The organism is Flavobacterium xinjiangense (assembly GCF_900142885.1).
Taxonomy (GTDB): domain Bacteria; phylum Bacteroidota; class Bacteroidia; order Flavobacteriales; family Flavobacteriaceae; genus Flavobacterium; species Flavobacterium xinjiangense.
Genome location: NZ_FRCL01000009.1, coordinates 41,463 through 54,970, shown reverse-complemented (window position 1 = coordinate 54,970; position 13,508 = coordinate 41,463). Strand labels below are relative to the sequence as shown.

Annotated in this window: 13 protein-coding genes; all 13 read right to left on the bottom strand. The window is 33.2% G+C overall.

The genetic code is table 11. The features are described 5' to 3' along the window. Positions 1–893: 893 nt before the first annotated feature. The 13 genes from BUC23_RS11650 to BUC23_RS11590 all read right to left on the bottom strand — a co-directional run bounded on the left by BUC23_RS11650 (position 894) and on the right by BUC23_RS11590 (position 13,501). Positions 894–2,744, bottom strand: a complete 1,851-nt coding sequence (locus BUC23_RS11650; RefSeq protein ID WP_208609316.1) for a polysaccharide biosynthesis protein — start codon at positions 2,742–2,744, stop codon at positions 894–896. A 578-nt stretch (positions 2,745–3,322) separates the two neighbouring features. Then, positions 3,323–4,192: a glucose-1-phosphate thymidylyltransferase RfbA gene (rfbA, locus tag BUC23_RS11645; protein ID WP_073209617.1), complete on the bottom strand. Its 870-nt coding sequence runs from the start codon at positions 4,190–4,192 to the stop codon at positions 3,323–3,325. Positions 4,193–4,219: 27 nt separating this feature from the next. Continuing rightward, entirely contained in the window at positions 4,220–5,077 is an 858-nt protein-coding gene (rfbD, locus tag BUC23_RS11640) for a dTDP-4-dehydrorhamnose reductase (RefSeq protein ID WP_073209615.1), read from the bottom strand. Then, on the bottom strand, positions 5,077–5,625 hold the full coding sequence (rfbC, locus tag BUC23_RS11635) for a dTDP-4-dehydrorhamnose 3,5-epimerase (protein WP_073209614.1): 549 nt from the start codon (positions 5,623–5,625) through the stop codon (positions 5,077–5,079). The genes rfbD and rfbC overlap by 1 nt, the downstream gene beginning before the upstream one ends. A gap of 53 nt (positions 5,626–5,678) precedes the next feature. After that, the gene (locus tag BUC23_RS11630) at positions 5,679–6,821 is read right to left on the bottom strand and encodes a DegT/DnrJ/EryC1/StrS family aminotransferase (RefSeq protein WP_073209612.1); all 1,143 of its coding nucleotides are present in this window, start codon (positions 6,819–6,821) and stop codon (positions 5,679–5,681) included. Positions 6,822–6,933: 112 nt separating this feature from the next. Beyond that, positions 6,934–7,680, bottom strand: coding sequence for an SDR family NAD(P)-dependent oxidoreductase (locus BUC23_RS11625; RefSeq protein ID WP_073209610.1), 747 nt, complete (start codon positions 7,678–7,680; stop codon positions 6,934–6,936). Position 7,681: 1 nt separating this feature from the next. Beyond that, on the bottom strand, positions 7,682–8,728 hold the full coding sequence (locus BUC23_RS11620; protein ID WP_073209608.1) for a ketoacyl-ACP synthase III: 1,047 nt from the start codon (positions 8,726–8,728) through the stop codon (positions 7,682–7,684). Continuing rightward, the gene (locus tag BUC23_RS11615) at positions 8,728–8,946 is read right to left on the bottom strand and encodes a phosphopantetheine-binding protein (protein ID WP_073209606.1); all 219 of its coding nucleotides are present in this window, start codon (positions 8,944–8,946) and stop codon (positions 8,728–8,730) included. The genes BUC23_RS11620 and BUC23_RS11615 overlap by 1 nt, the downstream gene beginning before the upstream one ends. 13 nt (positions 8,947–8,959) lie before the next feature. Next, complete coding sequence (locus BUC23_RS11610) at positions 8,960–10,048, bottom strand: aromatic ring-hydroxylating oxygenase subunit alpha (protein WP_073209604.1); 1,089 nt, start codon at positions 10,046–10,048, stop codon at positions 8,960–8,962. Then, the gene (locus BUC23_RS11605) at positions 10,045–10,689 is read right to left on the bottom strand and encodes a PglD-related sugar-binding protein (protein ID WP_073209602.1); all 645 of its coding nucleotides are present in this window, start codon (positions 10,687–10,689) and stop codon (positions 10,045–10,047) included. Before BUC23_RS11605 ends, BUC23_RS11610 begins: the two co-directional genes overlap by 4 nt. After that, positions 10,686–11,696, bottom strand: a complete 1,011-nt coding sequence (locus BUC23_RS11600) for a ketoacyl-ACP synthase III (RefSeq protein WP_073209600.1) — start codon at positions 11,694–11,696, stop codon at positions 10,686–10,688. The genes BUC23_RS11605 and BUC23_RS11600 overlap by 4 nt, the downstream gene beginning before the upstream one ends. A 1-nt stretch (position 11,697) precedes the next feature. Continuing rightward, complete coding sequence (locus BUC23_RS11595; RefSeq protein ID WP_073209598.1) at positions 11,698–12,300, bottom strand: sugar transferase; 603 nt, start codon at positions 12,298–12,300, stop codon at positions 11,698–11,700. Then, on the bottom strand, positions 12,293–13,501 hold the full coding sequence (locus BUC23_RS11590; RefSeq protein ID WP_073209596.1) for a glycosyltransferase family 4 protein: 1,209 nt from the start codon (positions 13,499–13,501) through the stop codon (positions 12,293–12,295). Before BUC23_RS11590 ends, BUC23_RS11595 begins: the two co-directional genes overlap by 8 nt. Positions 13,502–13,508: the final 7 nt, after the last annotated feature.

Below are 13,508 nucleotides of genomic sequence, written 5' to 3'. Positions count from 1 at the left end.
TTTCAAATTTTGCACATATTCACGAACTCCATAAATTATTAACCCGTGAGTAATCAAGACAAATCGAAGATTCAGACACCCGAGCGAAGCAAACAGGCGAAGCAAACACCATTTATAATAAAGTTCAGTGAGCTAAAAGAAAAAATTCTTCAAAATAAAAACAGCAATAGCAACAACTTATCCTCTATTCGCCCTTATATTTTTAGATTAAAAAATCATGGTAAGAATTTCAGCGCTGGCAAAAGGGAGCGACCCCCGAGTCGAGTGTGAAACACGAGCGGCTGGGGTCGCGATAGGGAAATGCGTCCGATGATTTTTGGTTCAAAAATATTGAGGCTTGAAATCGAAGATTCATGAATACCAAAAAAACAATATTAACCCATGAATATTTTTTGTTTCTTTTGACATCATCGATTCACGAACTCCAATAAATTATTAACTGGTGAGTAATCAAGACAAAAAAAATGTCTTCAAATAAAAATAGCAATCGAAAGAACTCGCTCTACTCGCCCTTATATTTTTGAACTAAAAAAATCACGGTAAGAATTTCAGCGCTGGCAAAAGGGAGCGACACCCGAGTCGAGTGTGAAACACGAGCGGCTGGGGTCGCGAGAGGGAAATGCGTCCGATGATTTTTGGGAAAAAATATTGAGGCTTGATTTTTTGTTTCTTTTGTATCAAGACAAAAGAAAAAAATAACCCATGAAATCTTTTGTCCCTTTCGAAATCATAGATTCACTCCACTAAATTATTAAATCATGAGTAATCAATCCAAAAAAAAATCGTGAATAGCAAAAAGCAATAACAACAACACCCTTTAGGGATGGTGTAAACAAAAAAAGTCTGCAAAGAACAATTCTTTGCAGACTTTTTATCAAAACCGTTGTTTTATATTACTTATCCAATAACTGAAAAGTAGAATTCATACTTATAAATTCAGGCACAATTTTTTTCATTTGCATTACAATTTCGTCATTTCCAAAAGAGTTTGCTTTTTCTATCAGTTCTTCGATATCAGTATGTAACGTTTCAAACTCATCTTGAATCTCCTCAGCAATCATAATTTTTTCGTGATGCGTAGCTAATGTTTTTGAAGTGTCATTAAGCAATTCCTCAAATAATTTTTCCCCTGGTCTTAAACCAACAATTTGGATTTTAATATCCTTATCCGGTATAAATCCAGCCAACTTGATCATCTTTTTAGCCAAATCAATAATTTTAACCGGTTTCCCCATGTCAAAAATATAAATCTCCCCTCCGTTACCCATAGACCCAGCCTCCAAAACCAATTGACATGCTTCAGGTATAGTCATAAAATACCGAATAATATCAGGATGAGTGATCGTCACAGGACCTCCTGCAGCGATTTGTTTGGTAAACAAAGGCACTACAGATCCGTTAGAACCTAAAACATTTCCAAAACGGGTGGTGATAAATTTGGTAACATTTTTCTCTCCTTCATTTTGAACCTTCAACTGCAACGACTGCACGTATTTTTCAGCAATTCTTTTACTGGCCCCCATTACATTACTTGGGTTTACTGCTTTATCAGTAGAGACCATTACAAATTTCTTAACCTTATACAAACAGGACAAATCGGCAAGATTTTTAGTCCCTTCTATATTGGTAAGAATAGCTTGTGAGGGATTCTCTTCCATCAAAGGCACATGTTTATAGGCGGCAGCATGGTAAACCACCTGAGGAAGATGTTCTTTGAAAACCATATTCATGGCACTTTTATTCCTTACATCCGCAATTATAGTGTGTATTTTTGCATTAGAACCTGTATTTTGCATTTCTAAATACATATGATGCAACGGTGTTTCAGCCTGATCTAAAATAATGATTGTTTTAGGATTAAAACTCAATACCTGGCGCACAATCTCACTTCCGATAGACCCTGCAGCACCGGTAATCAGCACCGTCTTATCTTTCAACTGCTTCGATATCGATTTATTATCTAACACAATGGGTTTTCGCTCCAGTAAATCTTCAATTTGGATGCTCTTTACTTTTTGTGATATCTCTTTTTGATTTTGCCAATCTGAAATAAGAGGCACTGTAAACACACTGTAATTGAATTCTAAACACTGATCAACAATAGTTAACTGTTCCTCTTTGGACATGCTTTTATCGGCAATGATCACTGCCTGCGCATTTACGGAACGCATGAGTGGCGGCAATTTTTTCTTTTTAATTAATATCGGAAGATCCAACATTCGTTTTGTAGCGTTCTGATTATTTTTATCGACAAATCCAACAATTTTAAAACGAGAAGGGGTTTCAAATTTTAGGGCATTCGCTACCGATATGGCATTGGCATCCGTACCATAAATAATAGTCCGTATTAATTTTTCTTTTCCAATTTCAGAGAAATAAGCCTCAAAAGTTTGTTTAATTATGACCCGATACAAGAACAAGCCGCAGAAGGAAAGGACAATATTGATAAAAAAAGCAGTATTTAAAAATGCTTTTACACCGTATGAAAATTCGTATGCAAAGTTAAACAAAAGAAATAGCACCAGAACAGCCATTTGTGAAAACAAAAGCTTTACCGCATCAATATAAGAAGAATGTCTTATAATTCCGGAATAGGTTCTAAACAGCCAAAAAAAGAAAAGGTTAACACCAAAAAAAGCACCTATAAATCTCCCCGTATACGGTGTAATAACATAGTCTAATCCAGTTCCCCTAAATATCAGTATAGTAAAAAAAAAGGACAATACTAACACGGAGAAATCCATCAGAACAATTACCCACCTGGGCAGATAACTTAAGTTGTAAATGTTAAATTTCAAATTTGCTCTTGAAAAAAAATTTGACTTTACCGATGACGAACTAGTATTTTCAGTGGTACCCAAAATTTATTTTTTTAAAGATTAATGCCTTTATCGCAACAAAAATAAGACTAATTAAGTTACAAAAGGAAAATGACTCAATCCATTTCACTATTTTCGGCTAAATAATAAATAAGTAGAATGAATATCACCCCTTTATGAATTGTTAAAATTTATGTTTTATTTAAAAATAAAATTCTTGTTTATTGAATATCCATTGTGACACTAAATCTAGCAATCCAAATGAAATCAAATACTTCTTATATCGACTTTTGCTACCACCCATATGCGGAATCAAAAGCAAATTCTATTTTAGAATATTCAAAATCCACTTTCCCATAGCTTTTGAAAAATCTAACCCTAAGGAAACGGCGCCGAATAATCTATTTTATAAATGCATTACAAATTTTTAAGGACGATTTTAGAAAGCCAATTTTTATATCCAATAATAATTAAAAACTGACCACTGAGAGGGAACACTAAACCTACAACTTATTTTTCAAAAGCCCTAAAAGATACTCCCCATAACCTGATTTTTTCAAAGGCTCAGCTAAATCTTTCAGTTGTTGCTCTGAAATAAAACCCTGTCTCCAGGCAATTTCCTCAATGCAACCAACTTTTAATCCTTGACGTTCTTCAATAACCTGGACAAATTGTCCCGCTTGCATTAAGCTATTAAAAGTTCCGGTATCTAACCAGGCAGTACCCCTACTTAAAATACCTACTTTCAATGTTCCTTTTTCTAAATATACTTTATTGATATCTGTAATTTCGTATTCACCACGGGCACTTGGTTGAATGTTTTTTGCTATCTCAACTACTGAATTATCGTAAAAATACAAGCCCGGTACCGCATAATTAGATTTGGGCTTCACTGGTTTTTCTTCTATCGAAAGGGCCTTATGATTGGTGTCAAACTCCACTACACCATATCGCTCCGGATCAGAAACGTGATAAGCAAAAACTACCCCACCTTCAGGATTGGTGTTGGATTGCAGCAACTCATCCATATTGGAACCAAAGAAAATATTATCTCCCAAAACCAATGCTACGCTATCGTTTCCTATGAATTCTTCTCCTATGACAAAGGCTTGGGCCAATCCGTTAGGAATAGCCTGTTCCGCATAACTGAATTGACAACCAATAGCTGAACCATCTCCCAAGAGTTTTTTGAAATTGGGTAAATCATGTGGGGTCGAAATAATCAATATTTCATCAATTCCCGCCATCATCAGCGTAGATAATGGATAATAAATCATCGGTTTGTCATAAACCGGCATCATTTGCTTGCTCATCGCCAGCGTTAATGGATGTAATCGAGTGCCGGAACCTCCGGCTAATATAATTCCTTTCATATAGTTTTTAATAAACAATACTATTTACTACCGGTTTAAAAGAGACAAACATCTGGCTAAGCTTTCCTTATAATCAGGAACTACAACGCCAAACGTATTTTTAATTTTAGTTTTATCCAATAAAGAATATTGGGGTCTTTTTGCAGGAGTTGGATAATTCTCCGCAGGAATTCCTTTAATATCGCAGTTAAAGTTTCCCAATTCCTGAATCGCCAAAGCAAATTCATACCAACTAATTTCTCCTTCATTTGAATAATTGTAAATACCGGCTTGCCAGGTATCATGTGTCAGTATAGTCATAATGGCCTGAGCCAAATCAGCTGCGTAAGTGGGGCTTCCTATTTGGTCATTGACAACATTCAGCATATCTCTTTCCTGCATTAAACGAGACATCGTTTTGACAAAATTGTTTCCAAAACTAGAATATACCCAAGAGGTTCTAATGATAATAGCATCCGGATTGTACATCAAACATGCCTTTTCACCAGCCAGTTTCGTAAGGCCGTATACATTGATAGGATTCGTTGGGGCAGCTTCGGTCAATGCTGAGGCTGCTGTTCCATCAAAAACATAATCAGTTGAAATGTGGATTAGTCTGCACGCATTGGCATGGCTCCACTGTGCCATTACGGCAACAGATTGGTGATTCAGTATATCTGACAACTCTACTTCAGTCTGTGCTTTGTCTACCGCCGTATGAGCAGCACAATTGATAATGAATTGAGGATTAATAGTTGATAAAGAGGCTTCCAACGATTCTAAATCAGTTAGATTAAGTTCTTGCCAGTCGGTAAAAACCCATTCAAATTGTGGGTAGTTTGCGGACAATGCCGATAATTCAGAACCCAATTGCCCCTTGGCTCCGGTTATTAATATTTTATTCATTAGAATTGGCTGTTACAATTAGCGAATTTAGGCAAAACTAAATCCTTTTCAGAAACTATAGCCTCATCAATGTTCATTCCCCAGTCAATATTCAAAGCTGGGTCATCAAATCGAATACCGCCTTCACTTTGTTTGTCGTAATATTGATCACATTTATATAAGACGACAGCCGTTTCGCTGAGTACTGAAAAACCATGGGCAAACCCTTGTGGAACTAATAATTGTTTTTTGTTTTCATCAGATAAAAGGACTGAAAAGTATCTGCCAAAAGTTAGCGAATCCTTACGCAAATCAACAGCAACATCAATAATTTCACCTTGCAATACACGAACAAGTTTCGTTTGTGCAAAAGGTGGATTCTGATAATGAAGGCCACGCAAGGTTCCCTTTTTCGAAAAAGACTGATTATCTTGTACGAAATCAACATCAATTCCTAAATCACTTAACTTACTTTGGCTATAAGCTTCAAAAAAAGATCCTCTTTCATCTTCGAAAACCATTGGAGAAATAAGCACAAGATCTTTTATAAAAGTTGTTTCTAAATTCATAATATTAAAAAATAATATATAGGTACTTTAGTGTGTATATTATTAATACGATTTTATGCGCTGATAAAAAAATTTTGGACCACTATTGCAATTCTTTCCCTTTCTTCATCCGTAAGATTAGAGCCCGAAGGCAGGCACAAACCATTTTCAAATAAAGTTTCGGCTACATTAGAACCATAATAGGGATATTTCTCAAAAACAGGCTGCAAATGCATCGGTTTCCATAAGGGACGGCATTCAATATTTGCTGCCTCAAAAGCCAAACGCAAAGTTTCACGATTTGTAGTATCACTTGAATTAGGCGCAACAACAATGGCACTCAACCAATAATTAGCAAAATAGTCATCATTAGGAACAGTAAAAACACTGACCGAATCAATAGCTGCAAATAGATCAACGTAAAAAGTATTCATTTTTCTGCGCAAAGTAACATGTTCGTCTAAAACTTCCATCTGTCCGCGACCAATTCCTGCACAAATATTACTCATCCTATAGTTGTACCCTATTTCGCTATGCTGATAATGGGGTGCATCATCTCTGGATTGTGTAGCATAAAATACCGCTCTGTCTTTTAGTGCTTTTGTTTCAGTAACTATGGCTCCACCTCCTGAAGTTGTTATAATTTTGTTTCCATTAAAAGACAAAACACCAATTGCTCCAAAAGTCCCACATTTTTGGCCTTTATAGCTGCTTCCTAAAGCCTCTGCACTATCCTCTAGAATTGGAATACCATATTTATCGGCTACTTCTCTAACGGCATCGATTTGATAAGGCACACCGTATAAATGTACGGCTATGATCGCTTTAGGTTTTTTCCCTTTAGCAATTCGGTCTAATGTTGCTTCTTCTAAAGCAATTGGACATAAATTCCAGGTTTCATTTTCGCTATCTATAAAAACGGGAGTTGCGCCAAGATACAAAATAGGATTGGCTGATGCGGAAAAAGTCATACTCTGACAAATTACCTCATCTCCTGCTTGAACTCCTAACAAAATCAATCCTAGATGTATCGCTGCTGTACCAGAACTCAAGGCACCTACATGGGATTGATTCCCTAAATAATTTTCTAAGTCTTGTTCTAAACCATTAACATTTGGTCCTAATGGAGCCACCCAATTGGAATCAAATGCTTCTTTAACAAATTGTTGTTCGCTTCCTCCCATGTGTGGGGATGAAAGCCATATTTTATTATTCATTGTTAATATTGTATTTTATTGTAATGATTTCTCAATTACCAATTTTAATTGATAAAATAGTCTAATTATAAATCATTCATCAATCCTGAATTAGAAAGATAAATTAAGTTCATTATATAATTGCAGTCCTTCCACCATCAAGAACAATTACTTGACCAGTTATCCAACGACTGGCCTCGGATAATAAGAAAACAATTGGAAGCGCCACATCTTCCGGCTCTCCATAACCTAGTGGATATTTTTTTTTATCCTCATTTATTACTTCTTCAGACAAAAAATCATTTGCATCCAAAGTAATCTGCGTATTAACCATTCCTGGGGCAACTGCATTAACACGTATCTTTTTTCCAGCTAATTCGTTTGCATACGTTTTAGCCATAATATTTAGGGCTGATTTTGTAATACCATAAATCCCATTGCCTTTCATGCCATACATCCCTGAAATTGAACTGACAAAAACAACAGAAGCAGGTTTGTTGAATTTCTTTTTCTTTAGCAGTTGGGATAAAATAACTAAGGAAGAATCTAAATTAACGGTTCTAATTTGATCATATAAATCTTTATTAAAAAATTGAATAGGATTATTTTGTACTATCCCGGCAGAATGAACATAACCATCTATTTTTTCAACTTTTTCTAAACACAGTAATATGCTTTCTTCATTGGTTAAATCAGTATAAAAAACCTTTGATTTAACTAAACCCTTATCATCTATAAAATCTTGTAAAGCCGCAGTATTTCTTCCAAAACCTATAAAATCACCACCATTTTCTACAATTTGCTTACACAATTCTAATCCGATTCCAGAAGTAGCGCCAGAAACCAATATAATTTTATTTTTTAAACTAAATTTACTCATTTTACACTTCTAATAATACATTGATAAAATCCTCTTCTATTTGAGTTTGAACAATACCAATACTCAATCCTACTCCAAAACCACACATTAATATATTTCTATTTTTAACACTATCGTCCAAAGTTGAAATTGTTAATGGTATAGTTGCAGAACTTGTATTTCCAAATTTATGAAGTGAATAAGGCACTTGTTCTTTCGACAAACCTATTTTCTTACGAATCATTTCGTTCATAAATTTATTAGCTTGATGAAAGATTGCAAAATCAACATCTGCGACATTTATATCAAAATGGGTCATGAATTTTTTTATCTCTTTTGGCACTTCAGAAATCCCAAATGAAAAAACTTCAGTACCATTCATATAAGTATTAATCTTAGAACGAACATTACCACTGCTATCAGCTTCCTGCAACAAAGACTTTTCAGCCAAGGGGTTTCTGTAGCCACCGTCAGGAACTATAATTGAATTATAACCTGATCCATCACTCCACAGATTAAAACGCATTTCACTTCCTCTATTAAATTCTAAAGCAGTTGCGCAACCGGCATCCCCAAAAAGAGGGTAAGTCGATTTATCTAATGATGAACATTGTTTACTTAAAGTGTCTCCTACTAATAAAATCCCTTTATTAAAAGACCCGTTTTGAAGAAACTGTGAAATAATTGAAAGACCATATACATATCCACTGCATCCTAACGGAACATCAAAGCATATACATGTTTTCGGTAAACCGAGTCTATCCTGCAATATTATGGAAGTATTAGGCACAACATAATCAGGAGTTTGCGTTACTAATATTAGAATATCAATTTCTTCTTTATTCCAATTTAGCTTGCTTATCAGTTCTTCTGCAGCATGGAAACACAAATCAGATGTACACACATCGATATTCGCATGTCTTTTCTCTTCAATTCCTGTTATCGAAATGAATTTTTCAGCTTCTTGCTGATTTGCAAATAGGTCCAAATCCATATTTTTAACAACCTTCTCAGGAACAGCCGATACAATTCCTGAAATCTTTACGTTGTCAACTTTTAAAAATCCCATTATTTCAAAGCGATTAGGTATAAATCATTTAAAGTGGTCGCCTCTTTGATATCATTACCTGTTATTTTTTTTTCATATTTTTCATCAAACATCGCAATAAGCATTAATGCAGTCATTGAATCCCATTCATCTAAATCTTTATAAATTGTTTCAGCTAACAAAATACTTCTATCTGTATCATCTAAAATCTCTACAAACGCGTCTAAAAAATCTTCCATTTTTTTTTAATTTTTAAATATATTCAACATTTCTTTTTACATTATCATGAAAACGTTCAATTCTAAACTCTTCGTCTCCAAATATCTGACTCAATCCTTCTACCATAGAAAGATTTTTCTGTATATTCTCCAATATTACCTTATCTTCATAAATTACTTTTGTTGAAGAATCTAATGAACTATTAAAGAACGCATTTGATAAAATCGCCTCTTTTGTTGTTAAATCATTCAATATTGGTTTTACAAAACTAACCAAAAGATCTGTGTTGTCAGGAGATTGTGGATTTAATTTTCCAATATAAAAGAGAATTCCATCTGTACTGGTTATAAATAAATTGGGAAAAACATAGATATGTCGTAAAGAGCTATGCTTAAATAATCTTTTATTCAAAAAGCTAAGTTTCTCATTTCTAATTTTTTGTTGTTTCCCTATTCTTATGGGATAATCAATCATATCGTGATTCCTGTCAGTTACATGATTTTCAGGTTTTTTAGTCCCAATACCTATCGGCACTAATGTTTCTTTGTGTACTGTACTGCAATGATAACATTCTAAAACATTCTCAACCAACAATTTCCAATTTGCATGATGTGGAATTATAGTATATTCATTACTAATTTGTTTATCGAAATAAGAAGATAAATTTGATAAAATCTGGTCAAAATCTCCAAGATGCTCTTTCAAACTCAACTTTGAATCCTGATTTACCTTTACAAAAACAAATTCTCCATTTATTCCCACTTCATACTGCTTCAAGCAATTTCTATTTTCAAGAATTAACTGATCCGTAAAACTTTGATTAACTAAAGCTTTGCCGTTTGAATCATAAGTCCAAGCATGATATTTACAAAAAAAAGGAGAATTCCCAATATAACCAGTTTGAATTTTATTAAACCTATGTTGACAAATATTTTCAAAACATTTTATATCACCTTCAAAATTTTGAATAACTAAAGATTTTTTACTTATTTCATATGTTACAAAATCATTTTCAGCTGATATTTGCTCTTTGAGACATACAAATACCCAACCTGAATTATGGATATTTTCCATTTCCAGATTAAAAATTTCTTGGTCTAAATAATTAATGTTTTTAATCATAAACTTATTTTTTTCGCTGGAACTCCAAAATATTTTCCACCATCTTTTAAATTTTTCACAATTGAGCTATTCATCCAAATCTGATTGTCAGATCCGATTTTTTTATTTTGCAAAACAGTAGAATTTACCCCAAAGTTATTCAAATCCTTCATTACTACATTCCCTGAAATTGCAACTCTCGGATTAAAAGTATTAAAATCTCCCATAATAGTATCATGTCCAACACCAGTATATGAATTAAAAATATTAAAATCCCCTAAAATCAAATTAGTCGATAATACTACAAAATGCATAATAATATTACCGTTTCCAATTTGTAAATATTTCTCATCTATAATGGATGTAGTGTCAATTATATTAGGAAAATATACATTCTTTTTATTTCTTAAAATTTTATTAACTATTTGCTTTCTGATTGATGTATCGTTGATAGTAACGACCACATCAATATCATCATCTAATGTTAACAAATAATCTACATCCCCTACTATTTCATATTCTCTTACTTTTTTCCCCTTCTCGATATTATCATCAATAACATAAATATTTCTCCATTCTTTTTTAATAATACTCATCCTCTCAATAACAAACAAAACTTCAGTAGCAAATCCACCACCACCAATTATATATAAACTTCTCATAATCTTCTGTCAATTTTAACAATACCACCTGCCCATGAAAGACCTACTCCAAAGCCAACAAGTGCTATACTTTGCATTTGGTTGTTTTTAATAGTTTCAGAATATTTTTTCAAAGCAATTGGAATTGTACACGATACTGTGTTTCCTCCTTCGGCTAAATCAATTAGAAATTTTTCTGTAGGTATTTTTAGTCTTTTACGCATAAAATTAAGCATAAAAGCATTGGCTTGATGAAATACAAATTGATTTATATCTTCAATGTTTAAATTGTTTTTTTGGAGTATTTCTTTTGTAAAACCAGGTATAACCTCATTAGTGAAATTAAAAACCTCCGGTCCATTCATATATAAATGATTATCAGTATAGGTATTGTCTGTTCCATAAACAATTTCTGGCGCTGCTTGATCAAATGAAAATTTACCTCCTCCATTTTTAACAATCAATTTATCATAACCAGAACCATCAGTGCCAAACATAAATTCACCAATCCCTTCTATATCAGATGAAGAGATTAAAGTGGCTGCTGCGGCATCCCCAAATATTGCTCTATTTGAACGATCTTTTGGGTGCAAATATTTAGAATAGGTCTCAGCAGTTATCAACAATACATTTTGTGCCTGTCCAGCGTTTATTAATCCCTTTGCAAGACTCACCCCATAAGTAAAACCTGAACATCCTAAATTAAAATCTAAAGCTCCAATATTTTTAGCCAGCTTTATCCTATCCTGAAGAATACATGCTGTAGTGGGAAGAAAATACTCTGGACTTTGTGTACAATATAGAACGTAGTCAATTGTATCTTTATCGATTCTCAAAAAAAGTTTTTCACAAGCTTTAATTGCTAAATCAAGGGCCGTTTCATTCTCTCTAACCCAATATCTATTTTTTATACCAACTTTTTCTTCAAACTTGGCAAAATCATAATCAGGAAATTGAAGTGACAAATCATCATTAGTAACTTTATTCTCTGGATATACGTATTCTATTGCTCTTAATATAGCTCCCATATTAATTCCCTTTAAATGCCTCAGTAGTAACCTGACCTTGCATATTAATACCTTCCCGAATGAACACTTTTTTTATTGTCAAAAAAAATATTTTTACATCTAATTTAACACTAATATGCTGTACATACCACACATCGTATTCAAATTTTTTATCCCAAGATATCGAATTGCGCCCATTAACTTGTGCCCAACCTGTAATACCTGGTCTAACTTCATGCCTTTTATTTTGAAACTCATCATACAATGGCAAATACTGAGGTAATAAAGGTCTCGGCCCAATTAAGCTCATATCCCCTTTTATAACATTTAACAATTGGGGTATTTCATCTAAAGATGTTTTACGAACAAAGGCACCAATTTTCGTAATTCGATCATAATCACCCAACAAAATACCTGAAACATCTTTTTTATCATTCATTGTTTTAAATTTAATAATCTTAAAGATTACTCCATTTAGTCCAGGACGTAATTGAAAGAAAAAAGGTTTTCCCTGATTTGCAAAATACAATCCAATTGTCACCGCTATAAACAAAGGACTTAATAAACATAAACCCAACAACGCTAAAACAAAATCAATTATTCTTTTGAAAAAAAACTTATACATTATTAATTTTGTTTTTGATAAGCGAATAAGAATAATCCACTTTATATTCTTTATTTAACAGGCGTAAGGCATCTTCACTCATTTGAATATATCTGTCTTCATTGCAACAAATTTCATCAATAACTTTGTTCATATTTAATATATCACCTGCCAAAACCCTAAAACCACATTTGTGCTTTTCTAAAACATCCCCTAAGTCGGTATTCGAATCGGTAGCGGCAATCACTGGCATTCCCATTTCTAAATAAGATAATAACCGGGATGGAAAATTGGGAATTGTAAAATTCTTATCCAAAAAAATCATTCCAACATCACAGGAATTCAAAAGTAAATCATAATCTAATTTTGGCAAACCAGACATTAACAACGCATTTTTGAGCTGCTTTTCAACAAACCACTTCTCAATTCTATTATATTCCGTGCCAGAACCTACAACCAAGAAAAATACATCTTGATTCCTATTGGACTCTATTGTTTCTAATAAAAAATCCAACCCCTGTGGTTTACCTAAATTCCCCCCGTATACAAAAATAGTTTTGTCTAATGGCAAACCGTACTTTTTCTTGATTTCTCTATTTTCTTCTACTGTCTGATTTGTATGTATTGGCTCAATAGAATTTGGATTAACCTCTACTTTTTTTTTGTTTACCGATGGATTATGAGTTAAAATATATTTTTTATTTGCCTCAGACATGCAGCCGATAGTATCTGACAAATCGTATAATTCTAATTCCTTTTTCAAAAAAAACTTATGAAGTACTCCCCCATTTTTAAACATTTTCATATCCACAGCATTTTGTGGAAAAATATCTTTTAATAATAAATAGGAATAGGCATTATCTCTTTTTTTAACAAAATCAATTACCTTAGAAAAAGTAATTGGTGGTGTTGAATACAAAATCAAATCAAATTTAGTTGTCGAAAAATGTTTTTTAATTGCATTTAAATATTGGTATTCTATAGCCAAAGTACCAATTCCTTTTTCTAAAACATTAGTTTTTTGTAAATTAAAAGTAAAAACATTCAATATACATACCCCGTCTTTGTTTACAAGGTGCGTCTTTTTTTTATCTCTGCGCTCCGAAGGACTTACCACAAAAACTCTATGCCCTTCTTGTTTAAATTTACGAAGCAGATCGGTGTAGATTCCTCGCTCCTCTAAAGTTTTAATTTTAACTAATGTCAAAAAAAGAATATTCATAATTTCA

What these genes read in the sequence shown, in the direction of transcription:
- BUC23_RS11650 (WP_208609316.1), bottom strand. Translation starts at nt 2,744, where the DNA reads ATGGATTTCTCCGTGTTAGTATTGTCCTTTTTTTTTACTATACTGATA.
- rfbA (WP_073209617.1), bottom strand. Translation starts at nt 4,192, where the DNA reads ATGAAAGGAATTATATTAGCCGGAGGTTCCGGCACTCGATTACATCCA.
- rfbD (WP_073209615.1), bottom strand. Translation starts at nt 5,077, where the DNA reads ATGAATAAAATATTAATAACCGGAGCCAAGGGGCAATTGGGTTCTGAA.
- rfbC (WP_073209614.1), bottom strand. Translation starts at nt 5,625, where the DNA reads ATGAATTTAGAAACAACTTTTATAAAAGATCTTGTGCTTATTTCTCCA.
- BUC23_RS11630 (WP_073209612.1), bottom strand. Translation starts at nt 6,821, where the DNA reads ATGAATAATAAAATATGGCTTTCATCCCCACACATGGGAGGAAGCGAA.
- BUC23_RS11625 (WP_073209610.1), bottom strand. Translation starts at nt 7,680, where the DNA reads ATGAGTAAATTTAGTTTAAAAAATAAAATTATATTGGTTTCTGGCGCT.
- BUC23_RS11620 (WP_073209608.1), bottom strand. Translation starts at nt 8,728, where the DNA reads ATGGGATTTTTAAAAGTTGACAACGTAAAGATTTCAGGAATTGTATCG.
- BUC23_RS11615 (WP_073209606.1), bottom strand. Translation starts at nt 8,946, where the DNA reads ATGGAAGATTTTTTAGACGCGTTTGTAGAGATTTTAGATGATACAGAT.
- BUC23_RS11610 (WP_073209604.1), bottom strand. Translation starts at nt 10,048, where the DNA reads ATGATTAAAAACATTAATTATTTAGACCAAGAAATTTTTAATCTGGAA.
- BUC23_RS11605 (WP_073209602.1), bottom strand. Translation starts at nt 10,689, where the DNA reads ATGAGAAGTTTATATATAATTGGTGGTGGTGGATTTGCTACTGAAGTT.
- BUC23_RS11600 (WP_073209600.1), bottom strand. Translation starts at nt 11,696, where the DNA reads ATGGGAGCTATATTAAGAGCAATAGAATACGTATATCCAGAGAATAAA.
- BUC23_RS11595 (WP_073209598.1), bottom strand. Translation starts at nt 12,300, where the DNA reads ATGTATAAGTTTTTTTTCAAAAGAATAATTGATTTTGTTTTAGCGTTG.
- BUC23_RS11590 (WP_073209596.1), bottom strand. Translation starts at nt 13,501, where the DNA reads ATGAATATTCTTTTTTTGACATTAGTTAAAATTAAAACTTTAGAGGAG.